The following is a 23392-nucleotide window of genomic DNA, read 5'->3' as shown; positions in this document are numbered from 1 at the left end:
CCAAGATCGCATCTATCTGAGCATCTGTCACAGCCACTGCTGCGGGCGCTGCCTGGGCATCAAATTCTGTGGAGGCATTCGTTTTGTAATCTGCGCGAGAAAATTTCGTAATTTCTGCGCGAACTGTCTTGCGAAGGTGATCTATGGCAGCTGAGTACCGTCTGGGTTCATCACCTGATGCACAGTAAGCGTCCGCATACTCGAATGCTGCGTTCATGATTTCGTTGAATGCTCCCGTTTCCATCAGAAGCTCCTTGTCAGTCATGAGCGGCGGGGAAGAGTTGTTTTCAGCCATGTTGGGCTCCAGAAAAAGTGGCGAGGCTTGTAGTGCGAGCGATGCTCAAGAGCAGGTCGCGGAATGGGATGGGGGTAGCATTGCGCAATTTGGATGGCAACTGCTGATGCTTGTGTGAACCTGATTCGCGCGCGGCGTCTCGTTCGGCTTTGCTGTGAAAGCCTGCTCCGGCGACCCGTATGCAGCCATCGGCTTTCCCCCACAGAAGGTCTGGCAGATCCACGCTGTGTGCATAGAGCCAAGTAGCTTTGCGTGATAGGTGCCCGTAGTGACCCTGTTCAACGCAACATGTCCAGCCACCTGTGAAGTCGGCTTGAATCCAGCCTCCAGACTTTGGTGGCCTGTTGAGCCCGTGAGCGGCCCAGGCATGCGAGGCTTCGGGATGCTCCAAAACCCCGCCAAACTCCCGCACAGAGGCAAGGGCCGCGGCAAAGCATCCGTTGTCATCTCCAAGCTTGAGCCTTGGCCATTGCTTCGGATTGCCACCCCAGAATCGCCCCCAGCGTTGGCAGGGCGGGTGCGCAACGACTGGCCAGGGCCCGGCGTACTTGCGGGCATCCCGGGCCTCATCCCAAGGATCTACTCCCTCAAGGCCGAAATAGGCGCCATCGCTTTCAACGTACAGCGCTGCGATCTGGTTCATGTTGCGATGCTCCAAAAGGTAAACCCGCCTCGATTGCTCAGGGCGGGCTGTGAATAGGGGCCCACTGGGGGCGGTAGACTTGGCGGTATGACGCTTTACGACACCATGGTCAGTGCCATCCGCGCGCACTGGTCCCAACATGACAACGCCTACCCTCAGTGCATCGAGCTTGATGCCATCTCCATGAAAGACTTCATTGAGACGCGCAAGATCGTGCGCAATGGGCTGGGTAGCCCGGCATCGACTGAGGCGGTGCCAACGCTGTTGGGCGTGAAGCTGGTGCCGGGCGATACAAATGCGCTGGTCGCCAAGGATGGGACTCGGGTGCCGCTGGGCTAACGCTTGGCCTGGCCCCGGTAGCTGAGGCTGGCGCCCGTGTACTGACCCTGCACCGAAGCAGCGCAGATAGGCGCGTAATCGGGCGGGATGCAGATGTGGCGCTGAACCTTGACCGTCGCCGGGGTGATGATCTCGGCAGATTCAGGGATCTTGACGCCGGCCTGCTTGAGCTTGACCTGCAGTTGCTGGTGAGGTCCAGGCTGTTTCAGAGCCTTTGAGGCCTTCGGCGCCTTAGGGGGCTTGTGGGCCTTCCCCTTGGGTATTTTCGCCATCCGCTTTGCTGCGGTGCTCTTGGCGATCCGCAGCTCCGCCGCAGCAACGCGCACCGAAACCCCGTTTGCGCGAAGCTCTCGCAATCTTTGCTCCATCTCAGGGGTGATTACCAAGCTGTTTTGGGCCATAAGAAAAACCGCCTCTTGGGCGGTCCTGGGTTAGATCACTGAGTACAGACGTAGGCTGCGGCGCATGGGGTCGGCGAAAGGAATATCGTCGTCCATGTCATCGAATCCACCGCCGCCCTGTCGTGGCGCTGGAGCTGGTCGGGGTGCTGGAGGAGGGGCGGGGCGCGGCGCTGGTGTGGGTGCAGGGCGCCGTTGGCCTTGGCTTTCACCCTGTGATGAATTGGTGTCCCGCCGGGGGCCCAGCTCTACATCGGAAACATTGCCTGCGAGCTTGAAGGCCTCATAGCCATCCTTGTCGGTGTACGTTTCAATATGCACATCGCTGATGGTGAACAGGTGCTGAGAGCCTTTGACCAGATACTGGGCCAATGCCTCCGCTCGGTCGCCCCACATTGCCGCGTCTACCCACTGTGATGGGTACTCATCGCCATCCTTTTGCCCGTAGTTGTAGACAAGCGAGAGGTTTGCCACCTTCTTGCCACTTGGAAGCGTCTTAACTTCCGCATCGCGCCCCAGGCGCATCAGTCCATACATCTTTGCCATAGTTGCCTTTCGTCCCTCCGGCCTTCCCGGAGGGTGTTGGTTAAGAGATGTTCTGTAGCGTCTGCTTGACGAGGCCTAGAAAATCAGCCCGACGCTGTTGCAGGCGCTCAATCTCAGCCTTGTAGTCATCTTGATGTAAGCGGTGAACGATCAGTTGCTTGCCCTCTTTGAACTCCCCGCAGAAGCTCACGAAGTCCACCCATTGCCGTCGAGTGCAGTCCAGGTGCCCGATGAGTTGCCAGCGATAGACGGGGTCAAAGCTCTTGCGCATCAGGGTGGCATAGTGCACAGCTGCCGTGACGGACTTGATCTCCAGAACACCGTCATCGTTCACAAGCCCGTCTGGCGAATCGCCATACTCCCCCCAGTCAAAGAACCCGCCATTTCTCACGTTCACGAAGTTCTCATCTTCGTAGAGCATTCGGGCGATGGGCTCTTGCTCATGGCCGCGCTCGGTGTGCTCACTGCTGAAGCTGTATTCAGCCTTGCGCCCGGTGTCGCGCTCCAAAGCGATCTGCAGTGCGTACTTTTTGGCGGGCTCACCAAACGCCTTTCCGTCATTGGCCATGAACAAGCCGAAGTTGGAGCAAGTCGCCTTGCCCAGCCTCAGCTGCAGCCATGCCTCAGTGTTTTGCTCAACATCGTGGAACTGCATAGGCCTACCCGGCGCACTCTTGGGCGAGCTGCTGCTGGTGTTCGACGCTCATATCTACCCTGGAAAGCACCTGGTCCAAGTTGCCATCGCGGCGATATGCAGCCTTGGCGTTCTCCCAGCCTTTGGCATTCGCCGGAGTGAGAGTTTTCTTCTCAGGCGTGAAGGGGCTGATTCGCAAGCCCTCCACCGACTCCTTGCCGAACCGCACGTTGTGATCCACGTAAACGGTGATTCTGGTGTTCTGCCAGTCGTCAATGAAGGGCGACCCGGTCAGCTGACGCATGGTCTTGCTGTTGGTTGCATTCAGAATCATTGGCTTGAGCCTTTCGCCTGGGCGCAGGTCGCGCTCGGCAAAGAATGCGGTGTTGAAGAGATCCTTTGTCTTCTTGGTCTTGTCCGCCTCCAGTGTCACGCGGGCCACTGTGAGAACGGTTGGCTCTACGATGTCAGCGCTACTCAGGTAGGGCGAGTCGAAGGCTTTGCGGTAGTGCGTTTTCTCGCTCATATTGCGTCCTTAAACAATCGCGCCCGCACGAACAGCGGCCGCAAAAAAAGAGAGCGCCGTTATGGCGCTCCAGAGGATTGCGTGGAAGAGGGCTCTCAAGGCTTGGCCTCTCCTGCCGCCTTTTCCAGCGCTGCTCGGCGCTTTTGTTGATGTTGGCCTGCTTCTTGTCAACAGCGGCCTGTTGCTTGAGCAGCTCAACATGTCCTGCAGCGATAGCGCCATGCTTGTCTCGATAGATGGTGTGCGTCGAATAGACTTTTCCACTCTGCGATTTATGGCGGCTGCGGTAATAGTGATCTTGTTCCACAAAGGTCAGCTCAGCAGGTTTGAAGCTGGGCATCAGCACCCAGCCGGTGTATGGGAAAGTCATTTCTTCTCCTGCAGCGCTTGTAGGCGCCGGTACTTAGTAAAGGTCTTGCGGATGTCGGTCTTGAGCGCCGGCACGTAGCGGCTCTTCTTCTGGCCTCGCTCGGGGCACAGTGCTCGGGTTGGCATGGTCAGCATGGGGGTGGTGGTCATACTGGCCTCACCACAAGCCCGCCAACGGGCCCAGAGAACAAAGAAAAAGCCGCATCAGTTGCGGCTTGGCGAGATGGGAAGGGGAGGCTCACAACGGAGCCTAGCTTGTAGATGAACATCTCACCCCTCCTTGTGTTTGGCGACCGGGTGAGGCAACGGCATCCATGCGATAGCTTTGGCGCTCACACTCCAATGCGTTTCCTCGTGGGCGTTCCATTCGTACCAGCCTTCTGGGCAGTAGTACATATCGTCTGCCTCGACATATTCGCCCCAGTCGGTGTCGTCATCGCCTGCTTCGATGGTGTGCTTGGCGGCCCACATGGCTCTGATTGGGTATTTGCAACCAGTATCCAGAAGCACTGGTGTTCCTGGAGCTGGCAGGCGGTCGTCAACACTGATCCACTCTAATGGAGCCGCCGTCTGTGCGTTGTTCTCACTCGTCATCTTCAATCCCCTCGATCTCGTTGCAAAGGCGCAGCATCCGATCCCCGGTGCAGCAGCGAATTCGGTTTGCGGTGTCTGCCAGGTCCCGGGCTTCTTCCAAAAGCTGGGTCAGCTGGTCGCGCAGCGTGAAGTTTTCGTCTTGCAGCTCCCGCAGGCTCTGCATGCGCGCTGGCGGGTCGAATTCAGGGACTCTGCTGTCCCATGCCGCCTGCCCACGGGCCAGCGCGTGATAGTTGGACAAGTCGTTCATGGGCTCTCCAGGAATAAAAACGCCGCCCGAAGGCGGCAAATCCAGCGTGGTAGTGCTGGAGTGTGTTTGTGGTGCGTCATGAAGGATTTGAACCCTCAACCTACTGACTAGAATTCAGCTGCTCTATCCAGTTGAGCTAATGACGCGGTGTTTGTGAATAGATTGGCCAGGGTTGGCTACATCTATGAATAGGGCGGGCTACTCGCTGCACCGTGATCTCCCCCGGGAACTCCCAGAGGCGGCATTCGCTTTTGCCCGTAAATGAAGATGGTGGCCGGTTGCTTGTCCGGCTTGCTTCCGCGTGTTGTGGGCCCGATCCCCGCATGTGCCCGCCAAGGTTGATACACATGTCGTTTGGCTGGGGGTTGCCTGTTTCCCGGTTTTTGATGGAAGGCCGGCACCTTCTTTGCCGTGGGCGGTGTCCCGCTGTGGCCGCTTCCAGTTCCCTAGACACTCGCGCATCGCAAATGCGCATTCACCATCGAGGGGTGGCACTGTTTCAGGGCAATTGCCCCTAACCTCGGCGTCGCAATCCGCTGGGAGGCTCACTCGTTTGCGATAGTGGCAATGCCACCTCTTGATGGTCCTCGTCTCTCCGAGGTGTCACCGCTACATGCAACATTGAATTGCGGTTATCGTCATCACGGCTGCATGTGCCGCTCCTGCGTTAGTCAACTCATCAGGAGAAACCCGTTTTTACGGCAGTACGTTGCCAGCCTGACGGGGAGAATGTTGATGGTGGCCGGGCGCGACATGCTTATCCCCGGACGCTTAGCAAGTCCACCATCGAGGGCAGAGACTGGCGAGAGGGGCTTTATACCCTCCAGTCACACGGCACCGTTGCACCGGTATCGGGCTTCTTTTTAGCCAGGCGTGCAAACCAGTCACGCGCCAATCTCTGCTCTTGATGGCCCTCTTTCGAGGAGTACCCAAAGCATCAAATCATCTGATCTGATGCTCTTGGGGTGCTTATGAGGTTGCCTTGGCGATGGTTGATTGAACCTTTGCCTTGAGATCGCCATCAACCCAAAGTGAGGCCTCCTTTAGAACTTCTAGAAGCTCCGGTGCTGAGGCTGCTAGTTGTGCATTTTTTTGCATTTCAGCATCCCACTTAGCCTCCGGGAACTTGCGCCAAATGTCCTGGAACAAAAGGCGAGTTTCGCCTTTGTAAGGCCCTCGGATCTGGATTCCCGCTCCTGGGACATCGGCCCATGCCCAAGGCCCGGGCGTGTGTTTCGCTTCCATGATCGTCCTTCCGCGCCTGTGCGCATAAATTGAAAACGCCCTGAGTAGGGCGCTTGGGGGTTAGGGCAGGACATCCTTGGCGAATGCCTGCAAGCCGTTGCCGCCACGACGGTGGAGCCGCTTGGCTTCATTTACAAACCAACCGCCGGATTGGAACGCCTTCTTAATGGCCCGCAGAGGATGATGAATGCGCAGTGGCGGCAGCGCGGCGTAGGCTGCGTCCTTTGCCTTCTTACGTGCACTGCGTGGGTCTTGCTTGTTTGCCATTTGGCTCTCCTGTTGAAAAAACGAAACGCTCCCGATGGAGCGCTTTGGTTTTACCCCGGTCTCGTCGGGGCGCACGCCGATTGCTCGGGGTCGTGTACGTATAGGCTTCACTGCTTGCGTTACGGGTTCGCCACTCCCTAGTACCCCGTGCGCTCTGTGCGCTTTCTTTGCCCGGGTAACTCGCCTATCGGCAACTCCGAGAGACTGCTCGGCCAGGTGGTTGCCGGGTTGTCCGGCTTATGCATCTCGCATGTGTTCTCCTTCGCAGCGCTGAGCTGCTATTGGCTACCGGGAACCCGTCCCGGCGGCGCCTGCGTTTTTAGCTCTCGCTGGGTGCAATTCCCAGCGCGCGACGTTGAAAGCGTCTATGTGCATCGAAGCTGTTGAGGCTAAGGCGGCCTGGCTGAGTTGCTCCATCGTCAGCGCCCATGCGCTCGATCCCCGGACTCACATCCGCTACACACCGGTTCACCCGGCACCTGCGTTGATCACTTACCGTGAACAAGTCGGAGGCTGCGCAATCGCTAACCACCCATCGCGTTCTGCAACTAGCTGCGCTCCACTGGAGCTAGGCTTTGTTGCTGCGATGTCTTAATGTACCGAATACGGTACGTGCTGTCAAACCGTTTTCGGTATGAATTGAAGAAAAAAATGCAACAGACGCAAAAAAACCGCCAGGAGGCGGTTGCTTAGCTATGGGGGAGGGTCTATTCCAACTCAAGATCCATGCGTTGCTTTGCGGTGTTAAGGCTGGACTCAAGCGCTGAGGTTCGCTGTGTGTACTGGTGCTGCGCCTCACCTGCTTTTGGCTCCAGTCCATCTAAGTAAGACATGAATGCTACTTGGTAGTCTTTAACAGCCTTTTTAGCATCCGCTCCCTTGGTCTTAGCCATGACCCTCTTGTAAACAGCTTTGGACTCGGTCGACACGGCACCTTGGCATTGCAGGAAGTTCTTGTACGCTTCGGTGGGGGTGAGATTACCCATGTCAACCTTTAAGCTGTCGCCTCTGTATTTCTCTTTGCAGAGCATTGCTTTAATTTGCAACGTTCGATAGTCCATTGCCTCTTCAGAAGCTGGGCTTGCATATGCTGAGCCAGCCAGGCTCAGTATGACGAAAGATGCCTTGAAGCGAGAGATCATTTAACTATCCTGAGTGTTAAAAATTAATCAAGTTTGACCGCCATCCACATAGCTCGACCAAGAATGGAGATCGGCTCTCCATCATTGATAGCGATGGGCTCATACGCGGGGTTATCGCTGTGTGCGTACCAGTAGTCACCGTCTCTGACTAAGCGTTTTACCAGCAAGCCATCCATAGGATGAATCAAGGCAAAAATCTTGTTGTGCACCGGCTGCTTCGCGGAGTTCTTAGTGCTGATTAAAAGCACCGAGCCATCGTGAATTGTCGGGAACATGGATGACCCATGCACATCAACAATTTTCGCGTCTTCTGCAGACACTCCTACTTCAGACAAAAACGACCGCCTAAAGGCGAGGCCGCCTATGGCCTCATAGGGAGTAGCAACCGACCCGCTGCCGGCGCTTAAGCGAACTTCTACACGTTGCACCTCCACGAACTCGCCTTCATCTTCGTCAGGATACTTCAGCAAATCCTCTGGAGCCATCTTGGCGAACATCGCCAACTTGTTGAGTGATTCCAGTCGTGCACCCGGTTCCCCCAGCGCGATGCGCTGAAGCGTGCTGGAGCCTATGGCAAGGCCTTCATCGGCCATCTTCTTTCGTATGGCCGCAAACGATAAGTCGCCCTTGATCCTTGCGAAGTGCCAAGCAAGGGCCGGGTTGGCCTTTGATGTACCGCTTGATTTGGTGTCTTTATTTGCCATACAGCAATGATCGCCCTTGCTGTACCGAAATCGGTATGATAAGATCGAACCGAAAACGGTATGTAAGGTCAAATTTCCAATGTGCTCCATCACTGAACAACTCAAAAGCGAACTGCGAAATGCAGGTGCTGCGGCATTCCCGCGCATTGCTGAAGAGACGGGTGTTGCTCTGAGCTTCATCCGCAAGTTTTACTACGGCGGCCGTGAAAACCCACGGGTTCAAACCATCCAGCCGTTGATCACGTACTTTGGCGGCCGATGCGCAGCCAAACCCCAAACCCCCAAGCAGAAGGAGACAGTCAATGCCTAACCATGACAACCAATTCACCAATGCAGGCGAGCGTGTGATCCCCGCCTCAGACAACAAGCAGCTGATGGAGCTGCTCTCTAAGACTGAGACGGAATTGCTTGTGCTGATCTTGCTGGAGCTGCGCCAGTTCATCGCCAGAAGCGAGAGCGGCGCAGCGGTAAGGGTGGCGTCTATTTCGCCAGCGTGACGGTGACCAGAAGGTTTGCTTCGCGCTGATGGCCATCTAGCCAAGTTCGCTCGGTCACCACAAGAACTCGTCCATCTTCCAACTTGATCTTGTCGCCAACCAAAAGAGGCCCGGTTACTAGGTTGTTGCCCAAATAGACGCCTAGGTTTCCAACCGATGCATCGCTGCGCAGATGGAAATTCGGGATCTTCTGACCTTCGTTCTCGCTCATGCCTGCTCTCCTTCAAGTAGTTACTGGATGTGTCGGAGCTTCCAGCATACACGAAGGCAGGGCAGGCACCTCTCTCTAGAAATTTTGTAGTCGTCGTTTTCATGTTCTCAGTATCAGAAAACGTCTCCCCCTCAACAACATCCATCAAGTAGGCAAACGGATATGACACCACAAGACGCACTCCGCCAAATGGCCAAGGCATACCCGGGCGGCTATGAGAGCCTGGCTCCCCGTGTTGGTAAGACTGCCGAAGTTCTGCGCAAAGAACTGTCGGGCGATGTGAAGTTCAAGCTCGGCCTGGCGACTTCGCTGCTGATCTCTGAGTTGTGCGTAGAAGCCAACTCCCCTTTCTGCCATGACTTTGCAAATGCAGTTGCTGCTGATAACGGCGGCTTCGTGCGTCTGCCAGTGGTGACTATGGATGCGGTGGCCTGCGTGCATCGCTCTATTTCCGGAGTTGCTCAAGAGCTGTCCCATGTCATGAGTGCAGCCCTTGAGGGTGATGCAGATGGCGTTATCTCGGACAACGACCTGGTGCGCATCCACAAGGAGGCTGCAGAAGCTCTGGCGGCGGTGCAGCAACTGATTCAAGCAGTCGAAGCAAAGAACAAGGCGGGCAAGAAATGAACGCCTTCACCGTCCCAGCCAAATCCCTCGCATCCCGGCTCACCAAGCCCCGAATCCTCAAGACGGTAGACCGCAACCCTCGTTACCACGGCTACTACATCGAAAGCGGGGCTCAGGCCCAGGCATCACTGCTCAACAACCAAAAACTGAGGAAGGCAAGCATATGAGAGGAGCAGAAGGTGAAGCGAAGAACGTACCCCGAGCGATCCGATTTCTTATGAACTGCATTCGCCTTCGCTCCATCTCTCTATCCCTGTGGCTTGACCAGTACGAAAACCATAAACCTAAGTTTGATTGATATGTCCTACTCCCAGCACCCTCTGTCTGCCGCATTCCCTGCAATGAGCGCCGACGACTTTCAGAATCTGAAAGACAGTATTGCGGAAATTGGGGTTCAGAACCCAATCACCCTGTTTGAAGGCATGGTGCTGGATGGTTGGCATCGCTACAACGCAGCTAATGAGGTGCTGATGCCTTGCCCTCATGTGGAATTGGCAGCAGGAACTGATCCACGCCACTTCGTTCTGGCGCAGAACAAGGCCCGCCGCCACGTCACGCAAGCTCAATTGGCGATGGCGACGACTGCGGTCTATGACTGGAAGCCAGCACATCGGGAAAAAGCTCACATTGAGTGTGAGCTTCCTGCAAAGACCAACGCCGAACTTGCCGCCATCGCGGGTGTTCACGCCAACACCATCACTCAAGCCAAGGCAGTGCAAACCAAGGCAGCGCCCGAAGTTGTCGAAGCCGTGAAGCGCGGCGATATCGGCCTGCCAAAGGCCGCTGCCATCGCCAAGCTACCAAAGGAAGAGCAAGCGGCAGCAATCGGTAAGCCTATCCCCAAAAAGGAACCGGAGGCTGACGTGTTCGAAAAGCTGGGCGAAGTTTTCGGCCCTAGCGAAGAAGAGCTGCGCGCGCACGAACTGCAAGAACAGGCCGACCGCGCTGCGCTCGACAAGCTGATGGAGTCGGACGACAAGCTCGAAACCGCCTACGCGGAGATCAAGCGTCTCAATGCAGTGAACTCTGTTTTGGAGAGCCGCATGCAAGGTCTGATGAACGAAAAGGCTGAGGCGATCAAGCTGGTGAAAGCTCGCGACCGCCAGATCGTCAAGCTCGAAGCAATGTTGAAGGAGTCGGTATGAGCGCCGTGATGATGCCGCGTTTGTTTGATGACGCACCTAACTACGCTAGCACCAGCTTCCCTCCAGCGCGCGCGTTCCAGCAGGCTGCACACGATGCGCTGCGCCAGGGCTTTCGCGATGGTCACAAGAACCAACTGATCATGGCCCCAACTGGTGCTGGCAAGACCTACCTCGGTCACCGCATTGCGCAAGAGGCCTTGGTCAAGGGGAAGAAGGTTGTCTTTGTCTGCGACCGCACCACTCTGATTAATCAAACCAGCAAGGCCGCTGACCAATATGGCTTGTCCTCACACGGGGTTGTGCAGGCGAATCATTGGCGTCGTGCGGTAGAGATGCCGTACCAGATCGCCAGTGCGCAGACCATCGCCAAGCGCGGCTACTGGCCACAAGCCGATGTGATCATCATTGATGAGGCGCATACCCAGCTCAAGGTGTGGACAGAGTATGTGAACGAGACAAAGGCGGCATGCGTCGGTCTGTCTGCTACACCATTTTCTTCGGGGCTGGGAAAGCTCTTCTCGCACCTGATTAATGCCACCACGATGCATGACTTGACGCAAGCAGGCGTTTTGGTTCCGATGCGCGTGTTGTCCTGCAAGCGTGCCGACATGTCTGGCGCTGCGACGTCTGGTGGTGAATGGACAGATGCTGCGGCAGAAGAGCGCGGTATGCAGATCGTTGGCGATGTGGTCAAGGAATGGGTCTCCCACGGCGAGGGACGCAAGACCATTGTGTTTGGCGCGACTATTAATCACTGCAAAGAGCTGGCTCGTCAATTCGTTGACGCGGGCGTGATGGCTGCCGTTTTTACGAGCGAGACCACCGCCGCTGAACGTGAGTTGCTGGTTAAAGAGTACAGCAAATCTGATTCGAGCCTGCGTGTACTGATCAGTGTCGAGGCTCTGGCAAAAGGGTTTGACGTACCGGACGTTGGCTGCGTCGTTGACTGCCGCCCACTTCGCAAGTCTCTCTCCACCGCCATCCAGATGTGGGGGCGTGGCCTGCGCTCCAGCCCCGGCACGGGTAAGAAGGATTGCATCCTGCTCGACCACAGCGGCAATATCGTTCGCTTTGCAGAGGATTTCTCGGCTATCTATTTTGACGGTCTCAATGCTCTGGATATGGGCGAGAAACTGGATAAGAAGATTCGCCGTGATGACGAAGAAAAGGATCTAAAGGGCTGCCCATCGTGTGGCTACAAGCCATTTCACAAGCGCTGTATGTCCTGCGGCTTTGAGAAGCAAGAAGCCGCCTTGCAAGAGTCCGTTGCCGGTGTGATGGAAGAAGTCGTGATGCTGGGCAAGAAAAAGCTGGCAGACGACAAGCGTCACTTGTGGGAGCAAATTTGCGCTTACGCCCGTGGCCACAGTTCGCCTGAAAAGCAGCGGGGCCGCGCATGGCACCTTTTCCAGAAGATTACCGGTGAAGCGCCGCCAGCGAGTTTTGACTTCCATTCGACGCCGAACGCAGAGATCACCCTCAATGTGCGCAACAAGATTAAGAGTCTTGATCTGGCCTATCGGAAGGCGGTGAAGGCATGAGTGGGTTTATCACTTTTGCTCGCGCTCACGGCGTTGAGATCAATCCAGCCAAGTTTCACGCATGCGAAAAAATCCGACGCTGCGGAACAACTGATAAGCCTAAGAGCACAGCAGGCGCGTATTTTTGGGATGGCGAGCGTGGCTGGGTATTCAACTGGTCTGGCGAGGCCAAGGTGCAGTGGTGGAACGATGCCAATGCACGCCCGTGGACAGAGCAAGAAAAGGCTGAGTGGAAAGCACGACGCCAAGCAGCGAAAGCTACGCAAGAGCAGGACTACCACCGTGCGGCGATGCGCAGCCAGGAAATGCTACGCGCGGCCAAGCCTATGGCTCACAACTATCTGCATCGCAAAGGCTTTCCAGACGCTCAAGGATTTGTGAGCGCGGAAGGCGCTTTGCTCATCCCCATGCGCAATCTGCAAACCAATGCCGTGCAAGGCGTGCAGGTCATCCGCTGGGATGAATTAGATCGCAAGTTCGAAAAAAAGATGGCGCCTGGCATGAAGGCTAAGGGCGCAGTGTTTCGCATGGGCGACAAGACCGCGCCAGAGGTGATTTTGTGTGAGGGATATGCCACTGGCCTGTCAATCGTCGCAGCGCTTCGTAGTGTTGGTTTGCGAGCTTCGGTGCTGGTGTGTTTTAGCGCAGTGAATCTTGAATTCATTGCCCAACAGGTCAAGGGGCGCGTCTACGTTTTCGCTGATAACGACGCATCGCAAACCGGCGAGCGAGCGGCAATTAAGAGCGGATTCCCTTATTGCATGAGCACTGTTGTTGGCGAGGACGCTAACGATTTGCACCAGCGTGCAGGACTTTTCGCAGTGGCTCAGAAGCTGATGGAGGTTCGCAGGAAGTAACCCATTTGTAGTGCGCTCCCAAAGCCAGAGAGGGACAGACGGTACTCCGAGCACCGTCAGCGCATGAATTTTCGCCGGGGTGGTTGGAGCAATTACAGCAGCACCCCGGAAGTGAGTCTCCTACTGTTGGATCAGATGCTGAAAAAGGAGAAAGGGTGGCGAAGCTAGTGCCCTTGCATCGAAAGACTGGCGGGTCTATGCGGCTCCAAAGGGCAGAAAGCGCGTAGTGAAGGCTCAGTAAGGATTGGCTGGGTCTTGCTCACCAAAGGGCAGGGATTGAGATAGGAGCAGATAGGAGATGAGTATGAAACAAGGAGTGCATCTTGAGCGAATTGAACACCGAGATGGGAAGGCAGATGCGAATTCACAACCTGGCAGCGATGGTGCTGGATGTGAAGGCCAAAGGTCTGTTGGACGGATGGAGGGATTACATCCACGACCAGCAATTGCAGTCTGGAATCTCGAACGAGGAAATGCGTCAAGCGCTTGCAAAACTCTCCAAGCAGGCTGCACCGGTAAATGTGATCAAGGCCAGGGATGCCTGGCTCAACAGGAAGGGGTGAGGGGATGAACGAATACACAACTGAAATTCACCGGAAGGTCTTCTTTGATCAGGAGGGGCACTTCCTTACTGTGAGACCGTCGCCTGACTTCCCGGACCACAACGTGCTCTTGCACGCTGAAGCTTCTGAAGTGGATTGGTTTGGCGATGTGCGTATCGATATACCGATTGGCTTCGCGCGCCTGCTGGGTCAAGCCCTCATAGCAGCGGCCGATGACATTGAGGCGAAGAACAATCTTGAGCAAGGAGCAGCCGCATGAGCGCACTAGACACCCAAATCGGCGGCGAGGAAAAGCTGTCTACGCACCTCTTGAACCCGCAGACACAACAGTGGATTGAATCCAACGTGACTCGAATTCCTTTCGCAGGTTGCTGGGTCTGGAACAAAAGTGAATGCGTACGTGGCGGATATGGCCAAGTAGGTTATTGCACCTATGGAACCAACAAGGCCCATCGCTTGAGCTATGTAGCTTTCAAGGGAGATTGCCGAGGGTTGTTGGTATGCCATGAATGCGACAACCCTGCATGCGTTAACCCCGAGCATTTGTTCTTAGGGACTTCGATGACAAACCACCTGGATATGGTGAAAAAAGGACGAGGCAATTACGCTCGGGCTGCTCGAAAAATGCGCAAGCTCACCGACCAACAAGTGCGCGAAATTCGGGCCTCCAAACTTACCCAACTCCAATTGGCAGAAATCTACGGCGTCAGCGGAGGAGCTATTGGGCACGCCAGGCGCAAACAACAATACAAGGAGGTGGTATGAGCGCTTTGGATAGACAGTGCGGCGGTTCTCACTATCGCGACATGCCAATCCAGCCCATCGAGGTAATGCGTGAGGTGCTGACCAAAGAGGAGTACATCGGCTTCCTCAAGGGCAACATCATCAAGTACTCGATGCGCGCCGGCAAGAAGCAGGGCGCCTCTGACGACGCGGACAAGGCGGCGCACTATCGCCAGTTCCTGGCTGAGGCGAAAGGCGAGCCCACAAACGGCCTGCTGGACCTGCCCGTTATCGACATGGGGGAGCCAACATGAGCCCAGATCATCCAGTATTCCGCGAGGCCTCTGAGCAGTTGGCCAATGCAATTCACTCTGCATGTGAGCAGTTCATGGAGATGACCCACTGCGACATCGATATTCAGGTGCGGTCCGAGCTCGACCCTGTCAGTGAGAACGTTTCGGTGTCGGACCGACTGCGCATCAGCATCGCTGCAGTGGAGGTGAAACGTGACTGAGCGCATCAGCCTCTCCCTGTGGGAGCCCATCCAAGCCCACAAGGCCCTTATGCATGCATGGGGCTTTGTGAAGCCTTGGATTCTGTCCGGCCACCGTCTCACCCTGGAGATCCGCCCCGAGAAGCGCAGCGATGCGCAAAATCGCCGGCTGTGGGCGATGCTCTCCGACATCTCGGCCCAGGTGGACTGGCATGGCCATCGCCTGACCGCTGAGGAATGGAAGGATGTTTTCAGCGCCGCGCTCAAGCGCACCAAGGTTGTGCCAGGTCTGGATGGCGGCTTTGTCGTCTGCGGCCAGTCCACCTCAAAGATGACCAAGGCCGAGATGGCAGAGCTGCAGGCCCTTATGGAGGCTTTCGGGGCAGAGCGGGGCGTTCGGTTTAAGGCGGTGGAGGGCGAAGCATGAAGGATGTCGCATTCTTCACCATGCTCTGCGGCTTCATTCTGGCTGCACTGGGGCTACCAGGCTGGGGCTGGTTTCTGTTTGTGGCATTCATGTTTGGGGTGATGGCATGACCTTCCGCCGCACCCGTTGCAAGCACTGCAAACAGAAGCTGGAGCCCGGACAGCGCTTGTTGCACCCAGGCTGCATAGACGAATTTGCCGTGGAAGAAGCTGCGCGCATTGAACGCAAGAAGGCCAAGGAGTCTCTGGCCGCTGCCAAGGTTGAGCGCGCCGAGATGAAACGGCGGAAGGAAAAGTCACTGACTCTCTCGCAGAGAAAGGCCCGCGCGCAGGTGCAAGTAAACGCATATGTGCGCCTGCGTGACGCGGACCTTCCCTGCATCTCTTGTGGACGCTTCCATCAAGGCCAATGGCACGCGGGCCATTACCGCAGCCGCGGTGCTGCAAGCAACCTGGCCCTTGACCCTCGAAACATCCATAAGCAGTGCCAACCCTGCAACAACCACCGGCATGGCAACGCGATTGCGTACAGGGCCGGACTGATTGAGCGCTATGGCGTGGAGTATGTGGAGGCGCTGGAGTCGGACAACGATTCCCGCCACTTGACCGCGGAAGAAGTAGACGCCATCCGAGACGAATACAGAGCAAAGACGAAAGAACTGAAAGGTAGACCATGAGCATCACAGCAGAGCGTTACACAGCAGCAATGCATTCCAGCGACCTTTCGGACGAAGCCCACAAGATCGGCCAGGTGGACCTGATCAAGGCAAGCGGCATGAGCAAGGCCAGTGTTGCATCCCACTACCTGCGGATCATCACCAAGCCCAGCCGGTCGGACATTGAGCGCATGCACGCTGAGCTGGTCCACGAGGCCACGGTCAAGAGGGTGGCATCGCCCCACGATTCCGCCACTGAGGCCATGGCCTGGCTGATCGACCAGAAGTGCAAGCCCTGCAATGGAACCGGCCTCAAGGTCAAGGAAGCCAAGACCTACACCTGCTCCAAGTGCAAGGGAACCATGCTGGCCCGCGAGCCCAGCAGCAAGGATGCCCAGTTGCTGATCGACCACGTCATGGACTGCAAGCGGACACACAGCAACAACATGAATAAATTGTTGCGCACCCAGTGAAATTCTGGTATTCTCGGCAGCGTTGAGAGGTTGTTTTATTCACCACGCTGGCAACGGTAGTTGTTGGCCCTCAACCATGATCACTTGCCGGGCTGTTGTGGCTCGGTAAGGCCTTAGATGGCGGAGCGTTTCCGCTTCTAGGGCCATCACACATGCTGATTGGAAAAGCCGGGAATTTTCCTAATGCTCAGGATTCACCGCCCCGGTATAGAGCAACCAGTCAGCAGTTGTGATGGTGTAGCTCAACAGGCAGAGCGCCGTGCATTAGCTCGGAAGTTGAGGGTTCGACTCCCTCCGCCACAAGTGGGTGCAAGTCCCAACAACCAGTCCGAGGGGAAGGGCCTCGGCACCAATTCGATTGGACAAGGCCGTTATGACCGTGAACGAACTAATCTCCGAGCTCTCGGCACTCCCAGAGGAGCTGCGCGAGCTACAGGTGATTGCTGAATGGACGCGTCGCGGCGATCCTTTGGAAGTAGAGACAGTGCGCAAGATCGAATTCGAGGGCGAGTCTTTCATCGAGGTTTGCTCCTAACAAGTTGTCCGCCAAGACTGGTGATGGGACTGGCGCTCATCACTAAACCCAAGCCCTGATCAGAAATGGTCGGGGCTTTTCCATTCCAGCTGCAGCAAGCGCGGCCCGCACCCGAGCGGTATGAAGGTGCGGCATCTCCTACTGAGAGCTTCCCAGTGCTTGAAGAAGCGAACAGCAACCCCAGCCCATGAGGGTTGTCTGATGGGGTACGAATACCAAGGCCAGCCAAGTGCTGGCTTTTCTTTTGGAGCATGCCATGAATGACAGCCTTTTCATTGGACAGCGATTTGGAGCGTTTGTGGAAGATCCTGATGATGTTGAGAACGTCGTGATCATTGGGCTCACCAATACGCATGCGCTCCTGGACTCCGGCGGCGACATGAGCGGATGGCGCACACGCGAATATGTCGTCTCCGCTATAGCACTTGCCAGCGAGCCGCAACCTCCTCACATGCCGCGGTGACTTCCGTCATCCTTCGGGTCGTGCTTTTAGGAGCTGTAACCATTGAACCGCGGAAAACGTCAATGCAGATGCAATGGGCGTGCGACGGCTTAGATCCATCGGGGCCGAACTCTTCGAGCCACCTGTGCATCAACACTGAAACGTATTCAGAACCCGCATGAGTTAGAGCTGAGTCAGGGTTTTTGATGAAATGAAACTTCACAGCGCCGGTGTATTCAGCTCCCCTATTGGTGAATTTGATGAGCAGGTCAGGTCGCACGCTTACATCTACGCCAGCGATGTTCAGCTTTGGAGCAGATGTATCGCCTTGGGTGTATTTCTCATCTTTGGATGAGGGGAGTGAATCGGCAACTTCAAGAAATCGCTCAAGGGCATCTGCCGTGTTCCAGCGATCGTCTAGAGTCCACTCGGTTCCGTCAAATGGAGCGCGCAAAGTTGCAATTGCCGTGTTGATGATCTGTGGGTCCCTGCCACCTCTCAGGAAGGCCGCAATTGGCGCCTGGGCTAGACGATAGCGCGCAACAACAGATGTGCTCGGGTATTTTTGATCCTGGACGATCTTCCTGCGACGAGATGGATTTGAAGTAACAAGCAGTTCGGCAAGCTTATTGACAGAGATCTTGGCCATGAGCACTCCAACAAATGAAGATCAGCCAATTTAACAAACCAAAATAACAAAAGCTTACATTCAACCAGTTACCGCAGGGCAGGCTCTCCGCACACGCGACCTACACACTTGGAGCCTAGCCCCTGCGACCCGATAGGAGAGAGCCATGATTCAACCGAATGCTGACACGCACCCATTTTTGAGATCGGTAGCCGACTGCATTGACCAGCGCGTGCAAGCTGAAGTTGATGCAGCTCTGGCAACGCTTGATACGGCTCAACCCATCGCAAACAGCTTGGGTCTGAGCCGAATGCCCATGCTTTGGCTGAGGTACAGGGACGAAGTCGCGCAGGAGTTGCACAGGCAGATTGAGCGCCGTCTCTGTCAAGAGGTTGCTGACAAGCTGGTGCAGCCGTGGGGTCGGCCTGAGATGCCACAGGCACCTTCGCGATCAACCGAGTGGATGCCCGGAGCCAACAACTCTTGGGTGCGCTGTCCGCCCCAGGCCGAGTAATGGCTGTGTTGCATGAACAGACGCCAACACAAGCGCCGCATCTACAAGCGCATGGCTCATCAGTTCGCCTGCTACCCGTTCGGAGGTAGCGTCAAGGGGCTGCTGAGGTTCTACCGTGGGCTGCATGAAGTGCTGAAGGCGCTCTACGAAAACCCAGAACAGGCGCGAGCTATCTATGGGACTAAAGACACTCAAGCCCAGACCGAGTAGCTCTGTGACGCGCATAACCGGCAGGCGCTTGCAACGCATCAGAGAGCGTCACTTCGACAGCTACCCCTTGTGCGTCATGTGCGAGAAGAGTGGGAGGGTGAGGCTTGCAACTGAGCTTGACCACATCATTGCATTGGTGAATGGCGGCTTGGACTTTGACCGGGATCGAGGTTGCAACCGGCAAGGTCTGTGTCTCGATTGCCACGAGGACAAGACTCGCTCAGACCTCCGCCAGAGGCCCAAGACCCAAATAGGTTCAGATGGGTGGCCCGTCGATGCGTCGCCTCACCAGCGGGTTGATATTGATCGCACGACCTTCCGCGAGACAGGGGCGGGGGCACCAAAAGTGCACACCCCTCCAGACGGAAACCGACCTGTTCCCTCGCAAGACCTAAACGTCCAGAAAAAAGGTAAATAGTTATGGCACAACGGGGCCGAAAGTCTGCTGCACAGATCGCAGTAGCGGCCCAAGTTGGGTCTATTACGCACGAAAACAGGCTGTTGCCATCCATGCACCTAACTGATGCTGAGCAGGTTGTGTGGGCGCGACTGGTGAATGACCACCCGGCATCTGCGTTTACTGAGACGCACCGGGACATGCTGGAGTTGTACTGCCAGCACATCATCCAGGCTCAAGTATTGACTGACGAGATTCAGTCATTTGACCGGGCCTGGCTAGCTGATGACGATGGTCTAAAGCGCTATGACAAGATGCTGACCATGCGAGAGCGCGAAGTTCGCTCTGCATCATCTTTGGCGACTCGTTTGCGAATCACTCGGCAGGCAACCACCGACCCGAAAACCGTTGGCCGCGCCAACTCTGCCGTGGGGCGTTCCCGCAAACCGTGGGAGATGACGATTGATGGGTAAGAAAGCTGCGAGCAGAGGCGCGCGCAATATAGCGTGGATAGAGGCTATGTGTCGCATTCCAGACGGTAAACATGTTGGGCGTCCGGTGCGCCTGACGGACGCGCAGAAGGGCTGGATTAAGCAGATTTACGACACCCCAACACGGACATTCATTCTGTCCATGGCGCGCAAGAATGCGAAGACAGCAACTAGCGCGTTTCTCCTGCTGCTTCACCTGTGCGGGCCAGAGGCTAAGCACAATAGCCAGCTCTATAGTGCCGCTCAGTCTCGTGACCAGGCGGCTATTTTGTATGGATATGCCTCCAAGGTGGTGCGGATGTCGCCCGACTTGAGCGAATACGTGATTCCGAAGGAGTCAGCAAAGACGCTTGTCTGTCCTGAGTTGGGGACGGTCTACAAGGCTCTGTCTGCAGATGCATCCACAGCCTATGGTCTGAGTCCTATTTTCTCTGTGCATGATGAACTAGGTCAGGTCAAAGGGCCGCGATCCGAGTTGTATGAGGCCATTGAGACGGCATCTGCCGCGCATGAAGGGCCTCTATCAATCATTATCAGTACGCAGTCGCCGACCGATGCTGACTTGCTGAGCGTATTGATAGACGATGCGTTGACTGGAGCCGATCCACGAGTCAAGGTGGCGCTGCATACCGCTCCTTTGGACATGGACCCATTTTCAGATGAGGCGATTCGCATGGCGAACCCTCACTTTGACGTGTTCATGAATCAGGAGGAAGTGCGCAAGCAGGCATCCGATGCAAAGCGTTTGCCAAGCATGGAGGCGGGCTACCGGAACCTGATCCTGAATCAGCGCGTGGAGGCCAAGACGCCGTTTGTCACGCGAACTGTATGGCAGGAGAACGGCATTGAGCCAGGGGATATGGATGGCTTGCCAGTCTATGGTGGGCTCGATCTATCGGCGGTGAATGACCTAACAGCGTTGGTGCTGTCGTCATCTGCGGGCGATGTGGTGCCGACGTTCTGGCTGCCGGGTGAAAACATCGCGGAGAAGTCGCGGGCAGACCGAGTGCCATATGACCTCTGGGCGCAGCAAGGCTTCCTGAAGCTTACACCGGGGCGCGCTGTTGAATATGAATTCGTGGCCCACGAGCTTCGGCGTGTGTTCGACACCTATGACATTCGTGCATTGGCGTTCGACCGCTGGGGAATGCGTCATCTGCGACCTTGGCTGGTGAAGGTTGGTTTCACCGAAGACGAGTTGGAGCGCTTCATAGACTTCGGGCAGGGCTTCGTGTCCATGTCTCCGGCGATTCGCGGTCTAGAAGAGCGACTACTAGGCAAAAAACTGAAGCATGGCAACCACCCGGTCCTGTCCATGTGCGCGGGCAACGCAATTGTGATCAAAGACCCGGCAGAAAACCGCAAGTTCACGAAGTCAAAGGCGAGTGGCCGTATCGATGGCATGCAGGCGCTAGCTATGTCCATTGGAGTCATGCCGCACGAGGCCGAGCGGAAAACCTCGGTCTACGAAACGCGTGGAATCCGTTACTTGTAAGGGCGAACAATGAAAATATTCGACATCTTCCGGGGTAGCCCGGAGGCACAGTCGCGCCCACCTGAAGCGCCGCAACGAGTTGAGCCGGTGATGCATCAGGGCGCGCAATCCTCTGCGGTCCGCGCCCAGGGTCAGGTTTTCCAGAGCTTGGATGACCCAGTGTTTCTGGAATTCATCCGCTCGGGTCAGGTCGGCGCTCAGGGCAACATGCTGCGCAACACTGCGGCGCTGCGCTGCCTGACCCTGCTTTGCAACGGTCTGGGCATGCTGCCCCTGAATCTTTACCGCGAGGGAGATGACAAGCAAAAGGCGGCTGATCACCCGGCTCACAAGCTGGTGAGGGTCAAGCCAAACCCTTACCAGACGCCGATGGAGTTCAAGAGCCAGATGGAGCTGCTGCTGGAGACGGAAGGCAACGCCTATGCGCGCATTATCCGATCCGGCAGCCGCCCGATCCACTTGATCCCCTTCGAGAAGGGGCGGGTCATTGGCAAGCTTGGGCCAGGTTGGCGGATGCAGTACCAATGCACCACCGAGAACGGCGGCCAGATCACCCTGGACCAAGACGAGATGCTCCACATCCGTGATTTGTCGCTGGATGGTATCGAGGGCCTATCTCGCCGAAAGCTGGCATCCGAGGTGTTCGACCTGGCGGCCGGCGCGCAACGTGCGGCCTCCAACGTCTTCCGCACGGGCGTCATGGCTGGTGGCGCTATTGAAGTAGAGGGAGAGTTGTCTGACCCGGCTTATGAGCGAATGAAGCGCTCTCTGGATGAAGACCACTCGGGGGCCGAGAACATCAACAAATGGATGTTGCTGGAGGAGGGCGCCAAGGCCAAGACCTTCGCATCGACAGCCAGGGATGGCCAGCATATTGAGAATCGCAACCACCAGATTGAGGAAGTCGCCCGCCTTTATGGCGTGCCCCGGCCCCTCTTGATGATGGACGACACCAGTTGGGGCTCTGGCATTGAGCAACTGGGCATCTTCTTCGTGCAATACACGCTGGCCAGCCGCATGCTGGCCTGGGAAGAAGCCCTGTCCCGATCGCTTTTGACCGACCGAGAGCGGGAAACCCTGTACTTCAAGTTCAACGTGCGCGCTTTGCTGCGCGGCACCCTCAAAGACCAAGCCGACTACTTCGCCAAGGCCTTGGGCGCTGGCGGGCATCAGCCATGGCACAGCGCAGACGAAGTGCGGGAGCTGCTGGACTACCCAGCAACTGACCTGCCACATGCAACGCAGCTCGGACAGCCGTCTGGAAAGAAAGAAAGCAATGAGCCTAAAGCAACTACCTGAGATCCGAGCGGATCACCGCCTGGCAAAAGCAGGCTTTGACCTCCGGCCTGATGCTGTAGAGCGCTGGGAGCCAGAGGTTTGCGCGGCCGCGACCGACGCTGACACCAGTATTTCCATTTATGACGCCATCGGCGAAAACTGGGAAGGCACTGGTGTTACGTCCAAGCGCATCAGCGCTGCCTTGCGCTCCATCGGTGCAAAGGACATCACGGTAAACGTGAATAGCCCTGGTGGAGACTTTTTCGAGGGCATGGCGATCTACAACCTTTTGCGTGAGCACAAGGGCAAGGTCACAGTCCGGGTTTTGGGCATTGCGGCATCGGCTGCCAGCGTCATTGCTATGGCCGGTGACGAGATCCTCATGGGGGATGGCTCCTTCCTGATGATTCACAACGCCTGGGCTGTGGCAGTTGGCAATCGGCATGACATGCTGGACGCAGCCGACCGGCTCAAGCCATTTGATGGCGCCATGGCCGCCCTTTATGCCCATCGAACAGGCATGACTGAGGCCGAAGCGGCCAGTTTGATGGATCAAGAGACTTGGATTGGCGCCAAGCAGGCGGTTGATGACGGTTTCGCAACCGCCATGCTGCCGTCATCGGAGATAACCAAGACTGCCCAGGCAAGCGCCGCTAGAAAGCCGCTTGCTCTTATTGAAGCGTCCATGGCGAAAGCGGGGTACTCCCGATCTGCTCGCCGGGATACCTTCAAAGCACTGTTTCCTGGCACGCCGAGCGCTGCCGAGAATGCCACGCCGAGCGCTGGCCCTGAGGTAGCAGCCTCACTGCAATCGCTGCTGAAAACGATTCAGTAAGCAGCTTCCACCCAAGTAATAGACCGCCCATGAGGCGGTTTTTTCATTTCTGAAAGGGCCACCATGGCTAAGACAGTTCAACGCGGCATTCTGGCCGTTCGCGCCGAAACCGGCGCACCCACCGGCGCCGAAGTCAAGGCACTGATTGAGGGCGTGCAGACCGCATTCGCCCAGTTCAAAGCCGAGCACACCAAGCAGCTCGAAGAGATCAAGGCCAATAAATCGGGCGCCGATCAAGAGGCCAAGCTGCAGAAAATCAACGCAGACCTCGACCGCCTGCAGAAGGAAACCGAGGACGCACACACCAAAATCGCCTCTGCTCAGATGGGCGCGGGCGGCAAGGCGCTTCGTGACAAGGAGTACACCGACTCCTTCAACGCCCACATGCGCAAGGGTGATGTGC

General features: G+C 56.5%; 40 protein-coding genes, 2 tRNA genes and 1 pseudogene. 25 read left to right on the top strand and 18 right to left on the bottom strand.

Going from position 1 to position 23392, the window contains the following annotated elements; translation table 11 throughout:
- On the bottom strand, positions 1-295 hold a 295-nt coding region (locus tag ACCQ08_RS25120), incomplete at its 3' end, for a hypothetical protein (RefSeq protein WP_373451308.1).
- Positions 288-938 carry a hypothetical protein gene (locus ACCQ08_RS25115; RefSeq protein ID WP_373451307.1) on the bottom strand — a complete coding sequence of 217 codons (651 nt, stop codon included), beginning with the start codon at positions 936-938 and terminating at the stop codon, positions 288-290. The genes ACCQ08_RS25115 and ACCQ08_RS25120, both read right to left, overlap by 8 nt.
- 87 nt (positions 939-1025) lie before the next feature.
- Here ACCQ08_RS25115 and ACCQ08_RS25110 point away from each other — a divergent pair, with 87 nt between their 5' ends.
- Positions 1026-1277, top strand: coding sequence for a hypothetical protein (locus ACCQ08_RS25110; protein ID WP_373451306.1), 252 nt, complete (start codon positions 1026-1028; stop codon positions 1275-1277).
- Here ACCQ08_RS25110 and ACCQ08_RS25105 read toward each other — a convergent pair.
- From ACCQ08_RS25105 to ACCQ08_RS25045, 13 genes are all read right to left on the bottom strand, one after another.
- On the bottom strand, positions 1274-1678 hold the full coding sequence (locus ACCQ08_RS25105) for a hypothetical protein (protein ID WP_373451305.1): 405 nt from the start codon (positions 1676-1678) through the stop codon (positions 1274-1276). The two genes, ACCQ08_RS25110 and ACCQ08_RS25105, sit on opposite strands and share 4 nt — an antisense overlap.
- A 30-nt stretch (positions 1679-1708) precedes the next feature.
- A complete protein-coding gene (locus ACCQ08_RS25100) occupies positions 1709-2221 on the bottom strand; it encodes a single-stranded DNA-binding protein (protein ID WP_373451304.1) in 513 nt (170 codons plus the stop codon).
- 40 nt (positions 2222-2261) lie between these two features.
- Positions 2262-2876, bottom strand: a complete 615-nt coding sequence (locus ACCQ08_RS25095) for a YqaJ viral recombinase family protein (protein WP_373451303.1) — start codon at positions 2874-2876, stop codon at positions 2262-2264.
- Positions 2877-2880: 4 nt separating this feature from the next.
- On the bottom strand, positions 2881-3381 hold the full coding sequence (locus ACCQ08_RS25090) for a hypothetical protein (protein ID WP_373451302.1): 501 nt from the start codon (positions 3379-3381) through the stop codon (positions 2881-2883).
- Complete coding sequence (locus ACCQ08_RS25085) at positions 3329-3751, bottom strand: hypothetical protein (RefSeq protein ID WP_373451301.1); 423 nt, start codon at positions 3749-3751, stop codon at positions 3329-3331. Before ACCQ08_RS25085 ends, ACCQ08_RS25090 begins: the two co-directional genes overlap by 53 nt.
- On the bottom strand, positions 3748-3900 hold the full coding sequence (locus ACCQ08_RS25080; protein WP_373451300.1) for a hypothetical protein: 153 nt from the start codon (positions 3898-3900) through the stop codon (positions 3748-3750). The genes ACCQ08_RS25085 and ACCQ08_RS25080 overlap by 4 nt, the downstream gene beginning before the upstream one ends.
- A gap of 120 nt (positions 3901-4020) precedes the next feature.
- Positions 4021-4344, bottom strand: coding sequence for a DUF551 domain-containing protein (locus ACCQ08_RS25075; RefSeq protein ID WP_373451299.1), 324 nt, complete (start codon positions 4342-4344; stop codon positions 4021-4023).
- Positions 4334-4594, bottom strand: coding sequence for a hypothetical protein (locus ACCQ08_RS25070; protein WP_373451298.1), 261 nt, complete (start codon positions 4592-4594; stop codon positions 4334-4336). Before ACCQ08_RS25070 ends, ACCQ08_RS25075 begins: the two co-directional genes overlap by 11 nt.
- A gap of 69 nt (positions 4595-4663) precedes the next feature.
- Positions 4664-4740: transfer RNA gene (locus tag ACCQ08_RS25065), tRNA-Arg, on the bottom strand.
- Between the two features lie 823 nt (positions 4741-5563).
- Positions 5564-5839: a hypothetical protein gene (locus tag ACCQ08_RS25060; protein WP_373451297.1), complete on the bottom strand. Its 276-nt coding sequence runs from the start codon at positions 5837-5839 to the stop codon at positions 5564-5566.
- A gap of 60 nt (positions 5840-5899) precedes the next feature.
- The gene (locus ACCQ08_RS25055) at positions 5900-6106 is read right to left on the bottom strand and encodes a hypothetical protein (RefSeq protein ID WP_373451296.1); all 207 of its coding nucleotides are present in this window, start codon (positions 6104-6106) and stop codon (positions 5900-5902) included.
- Positions 6107-6813: 707 nt separating this feature from the next.
- The gene (locus ACCQ08_RS25050) at positions 6814-7248 is read right to left on the bottom strand and encodes a hypothetical protein (RefSeq protein WP_373451295.1); all 435 of its coding nucleotides are present in this window, start codon (positions 7246-7248) and stop codon (positions 6814-6816) included.
- 23 nt (positions 7249-7271) lie between these two features.
- Positions 7272-7952: a helix-turn-helix transcriptional regulator gene (locus ACCQ08_RS25045; RefSeq protein WP_373451294.1), complete on the bottom strand. Its 681-nt coding sequence runs from the start codon at positions 7950-7952 to the stop codon at positions 7272-7274.
- Between the two features lie 79 nt (positions 7953-8031).
- Between ACCQ08_RS25045 and ACCQ08_RS25040 the strand changes: the two genes are divergently transcribed.
- The gene (locus ACCQ08_RS25040) at positions 8032-8262 is read left to right on the top strand and encodes a hypothetical protein (protein ID WP_373451293.1); all 231 of its coding nucleotides are present in this window, start codon (positions 8032-8034) and stop codon (positions 8260-8262) included.
- Complete coding sequence (locus tag ACCQ08_RS25035; RefSeq protein ID WP_373451292.1) at positions 8255-8449, top strand: hypothetical protein; 195 nt, start codon at positions 8255-8257, stop codon at positions 8447-8449. Before ACCQ08_RS25040 ends, ACCQ08_RS25035 begins: the two co-directional genes overlap by 8 nt.
- Here ACCQ08_RS25035 and ACCQ08_RS25030 read toward each other — a convergent pair.
- Positions 8433-8660 (bottom strand): hypothetical protein, encoded by a 228-nt coding sequence (locus ACCQ08_RS25030; protein ID WP_373451291.1) that lies wholly within the window; start codon positions 8658-8660, stop codon positions 8433-8435. The two genes, ACCQ08_RS25035 and ACCQ08_RS25030, sit on opposite strands and share 17 nt — an antisense overlap.
- 162 nt (positions 8661-8822) lie before the next feature.
- Between ACCQ08_RS25030 and ACCQ08_RS25025 the strand changes: the two genes are divergently transcribed.
- The 15 genes from ACCQ08_RS25025 (at position 8823) to ACCQ08_RS24955 (ending at position 16699) form a co-directional block, all read left to right on the top strand.
- Positions 8823-9287: a phage regulatory CII family protein gene (locus ACCQ08_RS25025; protein WP_373451290.1), complete on the top strand. Its 465-nt coding sequence runs from the start codon at positions 8823-8825 to the stop codon at positions 9285-9287.
- Positions 9284-9454: a hypothetical protein gene (locus ACCQ08_RS25020; protein WP_373451289.1), complete on the top strand. Its 171-nt coding sequence runs from the start codon at positions 9284-9286 to the stop codon at positions 9452-9454. The genes ACCQ08_RS25025 and ACCQ08_RS25020 overlap by 4 nt, the downstream gene beginning before the upstream one ends.
- Positions 9455-9628: 174 nt before the next feature.
- On the top strand, positions 9629-10432 hold the full coding sequence (locus ACCQ08_RS25015) for a hypothetical protein (RefSeq protein WP_373451288.1): 804 nt from the start codon (positions 9629-9631) through the stop codon (positions 10430-10432).
- Entirely contained in the window at positions 10429-11973 is a 1545-nt protein-coding gene (locus tag ACCQ08_RS25010) for a DEAD/DEAH box helicase (RefSeq protein ID WP_373451287.1), read from the top strand. Before ACCQ08_RS25015 ends, ACCQ08_RS25010 begins: the two co-directional genes overlap by 4 nt.
- The gene (locus ACCQ08_RS25005) at positions 11970-12830 is read left to right on the top strand and encodes a toprim domain-containing protein (protein ID WP_373451286.1); all 861 of its coding nucleotides are present in this window, start codon (positions 11970-11972) and stop codon (positions 12828-12830) included. Before ACCQ08_RS25010 ends, ACCQ08_RS25005 begins: the two co-directional genes overlap by 4 nt.
- Before the next feature lie 323 nt (positions 12831-13153).
- Complete coding sequence (locus tag ACCQ08_RS25000) at positions 13154-13393, top strand: hypothetical protein (RefSeq protein ID WP_373451285.1); 240 nt, start codon at positions 13154-13156, stop codon at positions 13391-13393.
- 4 nt (positions 13394-13397) lie between these two features.
- Positions 13398-13652: a hypothetical protein gene (locus ACCQ08_RS24995; RefSeq protein WP_373451284.1), complete on the top strand. Its 255-nt coding sequence runs from the start codon at positions 13398-13400 to the stop codon at positions 13650-13652.
- Positions 13649-14158, top strand: coding sequence for an HNH endonuclease (locus tag ACCQ08_RS24990; RefSeq protein WP_373451283.1), 510 nt, complete (start codon positions 13649-13651; stop codon positions 14156-14158). Before ACCQ08_RS24995 ends, ACCQ08_RS24990 begins: the two co-directional genes overlap by 4 nt.
- On the top strand, positions 14155-14430 hold the full coding sequence (locus tag ACCQ08_RS24985; RefSeq protein ID WP_373451282.1) for a DUF3310 domain-containing protein: 276 nt from the start codon (positions 14155-14157) through the stop codon (positions 14428-14430). Before ACCQ08_RS24990 ends, ACCQ08_RS24985 begins: the two co-directional genes overlap by 4 nt.
- Positions 14427-14630 carry a hypothetical protein gene (locus tag ACCQ08_RS24980; RefSeq protein WP_373451281.1) on the top strand — a complete coding sequence of 68 codons (204 nt, stop codon included), beginning with the start codon at positions 14427-14429 and terminating at the stop codon, positions 14628-14630. Before ACCQ08_RS24985 ends, ACCQ08_RS24980 begins: the two co-directional genes overlap by 4 nt.
- Positions 14623-15036 carry a recombination protein NinB gene (locus ACCQ08_RS24975; RefSeq protein WP_373451280.1) on the top strand — a complete coding sequence of 138 codons (414 nt, stop codon included), beginning with the start codon at positions 14623-14625 and terminating at the stop codon, positions 15034-15036. Before ACCQ08_RS24980 ends, ACCQ08_RS24975 begins: the two co-directional genes overlap by 8 nt.
- Positions 15037-15142: 106 nt before the next feature.
- A complete protein-coding gene (locus ACCQ08_RS24970) occupies positions 15143-15712 on the top strand; it encodes a recombination protein NinG (protein ID WP_373451279.1) in 570 nt (189 codons plus the stop codon).
- Positions 15709-16164 carry a hypothetical protein gene (locus tag ACCQ08_RS24965; protein ID WP_373451278.1) on the top strand — a complete coding sequence of 152 codons (456 nt, stop codon included), beginning with the start codon at positions 15709-15711 and terminating at the stop codon, positions 16162-16164. Before ACCQ08_RS24970 ends, ACCQ08_RS24965 begins: the two co-directional genes overlap by 4 nt.
- Before the next feature lie 230 nt (positions 16165-16394).
- A tRNA-OTHER gene (locus ACCQ08_RS24960) sits at positions 16395-16467 on the top strand.
- A gap of 70 nt (positions 16468-16537) precedes the next feature.
- Positions 16538-16699, top strand: coding sequence for a hypothetical protein (locus ACCQ08_RS24955; protein ID WP_373451277.1), 162 nt, complete (start codon positions 16538-16540; stop codon positions 16697-16699).
- Here the strand turns inward: ACCQ08_RS24955 and ACCQ08_RS24950 are convergent.
- Positions 16680-17054 (bottom strand): hypothetical protein, encoded by a 375-nt coding sequence (locus ACCQ08_RS24950; RefSeq protein WP_373451276.1) that lies wholly within the window; start codon positions 17052-17054, stop codon positions 16680-16682. The genes ACCQ08_RS24955 and ACCQ08_RS24950 overlap by 20 nt on opposite strands.
- Positions 17055-17115: 61 nt before the next feature.
- Positions 17116-17790 carry a hypothetical protein gene (locus ACCQ08_RS24945; RefSeq protein ID WP_373451275.1) on the bottom strand — a complete coding sequence of 225 codons (675 nt, stop codon included), beginning with the start codon at positions 17788-17790 and terminating at the stop codon, positions 17116-17118.
- Positions 17791-18295: 505 nt separating this feature from the next.
- On the opposite strand from ACCQ08_RS24945, the gene ACCQ08_RS24940 reads away from it, so the two are divergent.
- From ACCQ08_RS24940 to ACCQ08_RS24910, 7 genes and pseudogenes are all read left to right on the top strand, one after another.
- The gene (locus ACCQ08_RS24940; RefSeq protein ID WP_373451274.1) at positions 18296-18493 is read left to right on the top strand and encodes a hypothetical protein; all 198 of its coding nucleotides are present in this window, start codon (positions 18296-18298) and stop codon (positions 18491-18493) included.
- Positions 18459-18911, top strand: coding sequence for an HNH endonuclease (locus tag ACCQ08_RS24935; RefSeq protein WP_373451273.1), 453 nt, complete (start codon positions 18459-18461; stop codon positions 18909-18911). Before ACCQ08_RS24940 ends, ACCQ08_RS24935 begins: the two co-directional genes overlap by 35 nt.
- A gap of 92 nt (positions 18912-19003) precedes the next feature.
- The gene (locus ACCQ08_RS24930) at positions 19004-19363 is read left to right on the top strand and encodes a hypothetical protein (RefSeq protein ID WP_373451272.1); all 360 of its coding nucleotides are present in this window, start codon (positions 19004-19006) and stop codon (positions 19361-19363) included.
- Positions 19364-19409: 46 nt separating this feature from the next.
- Entirely contained in the window at positions 19410-20876 is a 1467-nt protein-coding gene (locus ACCQ08_RS24925; RefSeq protein WP_373451271.1) for a terminase large subunit, read from the top strand.
- Between the two features lie 9 nt (positions 20877-20885).
- The gene (locus ACCQ08_RS24920; RefSeq protein WP_373451270.1) at positions 20886-22175 is read left to right on the top strand and encodes a phage portal protein; all 1290 of its coding nucleotides are present in this window, start codon (positions 20886-20888) and stop codon (positions 22173-22175) included.
- Positions 22153-22989: a head maturation protease, ClpP-related gene (locus tag ACCQ08_RS24915; protein ID WP_373451269.1), complete on the top strand. Its 837-nt coding sequence runs from the start codon at positions 22153-22155 to the stop codon at positions 22987-22989. Before ACCQ08_RS24920 ends, ACCQ08_RS24915 begins: the two co-directional genes overlap by 23 nt.
- Positions 22990-23052: 63 nt before the next feature.
- A pseudogene (locus ACCQ08_RS24910) lies at positions 23053-23392 on the top strand (phage major capsid protein); the annotation flags it as partial.

The sequence above is a fragment of the Comamonas sp. SY3 genome, assembly GCF_041730275.1.
In the GTDB taxonomy this organism is placed as follows: Bacteria; Pseudomonadota; Gammaproteobacteria; order Burkholderiales; family Burkholderiaceae_C; genus Comamonas; species Comamonas sediminis.
Note: the sequence above shows the minus strand (reverse complement) of the source record. Positions and strands in the feature narration are given on the sequence as shown.

Coding starts and splice junctions, on each gene's coding strand:
- ACCQ08_RS25030 (WP_373451291.1), bottom strand. CDS start 8,660: ATGAGCGAGAACGAAGGTCAGAAGATCCCGAATTTCCATCTGCGCAGC.
- ACCQ08_RS25115 (WP_373451307.1), bottom strand. CDS start 938: ATGAACCAGATCGCAGCGCTGTACGTTGAAAGCGATGGCGCCTATTTC.
- ACCQ08_RS25005 (WP_373451286.1), top strand. CDS start 11,970: ATGAGTGGGTTTATCACTTTTGCTCGCGCTCACGGCGTTGAGATCAAT.
- ACCQ08_RS24935 (WP_373451273.1), top strand. CDS start 18,459: ATGGGACTAAAGACACTCAAGCCCAGACCGAGTAGCTCTGTGACGCGC.
- ACCQ08_RS24925 (WP_373451271.1), top strand. CDS start 19,410: ATGTGTCGCATTCCAGACGGTAAACATGTTGGGCGTCCGGTGCGCCTG.
- ACCQ08_RS24965 (WP_373451278.1), top strand. CDS start 15,709: ATGAGCATCACAGCAGAGCGTTACACAGCAGCAATGCATTCCAGCGAC.
- ACCQ08_RS24940 (WP_373451274.1), top strand. CDS start 18,296: ATGAACAGACGCCAACACAAGCGCCGCATCTACAAGCGCATGGCTCAT.
- ACCQ08_RS24915 (WP_373451269.1), top strand. CDS start 22,153: ATGAGCCTAAAGCAACTACCTGAGATCCGAGCGGATCACCGCCTGGCA.
- ACCQ08_RS24920 (WP_373451270.1), top strand. CDS start 20,886: ATGAAAATATTCGACATCTTCCGGGGTAGCCCGGAGGCACAGTCGCGC.
- ACCQ08_RS25035 (WP_373451292.1), top strand. CDS start 8,255: ATGCCTAACCATGACAACCAATTCACCAATGCAGGCGAGCGTGTGATC.
- ACCQ08_RS24980 (WP_373451281.1), top strand. CDS start 14,427: ATGAGCCCAGATCATCCAGTATTCCGCGAGGCCTCTGAGCAGTTGGCC.
- ACCQ08_RS25055 (WP_373451296.1), bottom strand. CDS start 6,106: ATGGCAAACAAGCAAGACCCACGCAGTGCACGTAAGAAGGCAAAGGAC.
- ACCQ08_RS25040 (WP_373451293.1), top strand. CDS start 8,032: ATGTGCTCCATCACTGAACAACTCAAAAGCGAACTGCGAAATGCAGGT.
- ACCQ08_RS25060 (WP_373451297.1), bottom strand. CDS start 5,839: ATGGAAGCGAAACACACGCCCGGGCCTTGGGCATGGGCCGATGTCCCA.
- ACCQ08_RS25085 (WP_373451301.1), bottom strand. CDS start 3,751: ATGACTTTCCCATACACCGGCTGGGTGCTGATGCCCAGCTTCAAACCT.
- ACCQ08_RS25105 (WP_373451305.1), bottom strand. CDS start 1,678: ATGGCCCAAAACAGCTTGGTAATCACCCCTGAGATGGAGCAAAGATTG.
- ACCQ08_RS25025 (WP_373451290.1), top strand. CDS start 8,823: ATGACACCACAAGACGCACTCCGCCAAATGGCCAAGGCATACCCGGGC.
- ACCQ08_RS25090 (WP_373451302.1), bottom strand. CDS start 3,381: ATGAGCGAGAAAACGCACTACCGCAAAGCCTTCGACTCGCCCTACCTG.
- ACCQ08_RS24945 (WP_373451275.1), bottom strand. CDS start 17,790: ATGGCCAAGATCTCTGTCAATAAGCTTGCCGAACTGCTTGTTACTTCA.
- ACCQ08_RS25045 (WP_373451294.1), bottom strand. CDS start 7,952: ATGGCAAATAAAGACACCAAATCAAGCGGTACATCAAAGGCCAACCCG.
- ACCQ08_RS24995 (WP_373451284.1), top strand. CDS start 13,398: ATGAACGAATACACAACTGAAATTCACCGGAAGGTCTTCTTTGATCAG.
- ACCQ08_RS25020 (WP_373451289.1), top strand. CDS start 9,284: ATGAACGCCTTCACCGTCCCAGCCAAATCCCTCGCATCCCGGCTCACC.
- ACCQ08_RS25010 (WP_373451287.1), top strand. CDS start 10,429: ATGAGCGCCGTGATGATGCCGCGTTTGTTTGATGACGCACCTAACTAC.
- ACCQ08_RS25080 (WP_373451300.1), bottom strand. CDS start 3,900: ATGACCACCACCCCCATGCTGACCATGCCAACCCGAGCACTGTGCCCC.
- ACCQ08_RS24955 (WP_373451277.1), top strand. CDS start 16,538: ATGACCGTGAACGAACTAATCTCCGAGCTCTCGGCACTCCCAGAGGAG.
- ACCQ08_RS24985 (WP_373451282.1), top strand. CDS start 14,155: ATGAGCGCTTTGGATAGACAGTGCGGCGGTTCTCACTATCGCGACATG.
- ACCQ08_RS24970 (WP_373451279.1), top strand. CDS start 15,143: ATGACCTTCCGCCGCACCCGTTGCAAGCACTGCAAACAGAAGCTGGAG.
- ACCQ08_RS25070 (WP_373451298.1), bottom strand. CDS start 4,594: ATGAACGACTTGTCCAACTATCACGCGCTGGCCCGTGGGCAGGCGGCA.
- ACCQ08_RS25110 (WP_373451306.1), top strand. CDS start 1,026: ATGACGCTTTACGACACCATGGTCAGTGCCATCCGCGCGCACTGGTCC.
- ACCQ08_RS25075 (WP_373451299.1), bottom strand. CDS start 4,344: ATGACGAGTGAGAACAACGCACAGACGGCGGCTCCATTAGAGTGGATC.
- ACCQ08_RS24990 (WP_373451283.1), top strand. CDS start 13,649: ATGAGCGCACTAGACACCCAAATCGGCGGCGAGGAAAAGCTGTCTACG.
- ACCQ08_RS24950 (WP_373451276.1), bottom strand. CDS start 17,054: ATGCGTATTGGTGAGCCCAATGATCACGACGTTCTCAACATCATCAGG.
- ACCQ08_RS25095 (WP_373451303.1), bottom strand. CDS start 2,876: ATGCAGTTCCACGATGTTGAGCAAAACACTGAGGCATGGCTGCAGCTG.
- ACCQ08_RS25050 (WP_373451295.1), bottom strand. CDS start 7,248: ATGATCTCTCGCTTCAAGGCATCTTTCGTCATACTGAGCCTGGCTGGC.
- ACCQ08_RS25015 (WP_373451288.1), top strand. CDS start 9,629: ATGAGCGCCGACGACTTTCAGAATCTGAAAGACAGTATTGCGGAAATT.
- ACCQ08_RS24930 (WP_373451272.1), top strand. CDS start 19,004: ATGCACCTAACTGATGCTGAGCAGGTTGTGTGGGCGCGACTGGTGAAT.
- ACCQ08_RS25100 (WP_373451304.1), bottom strand. CDS start 2,221: ATGGCAAAGATGTATGGACTGATGCGCCTGGGGCGCGATGCGGAAGTT.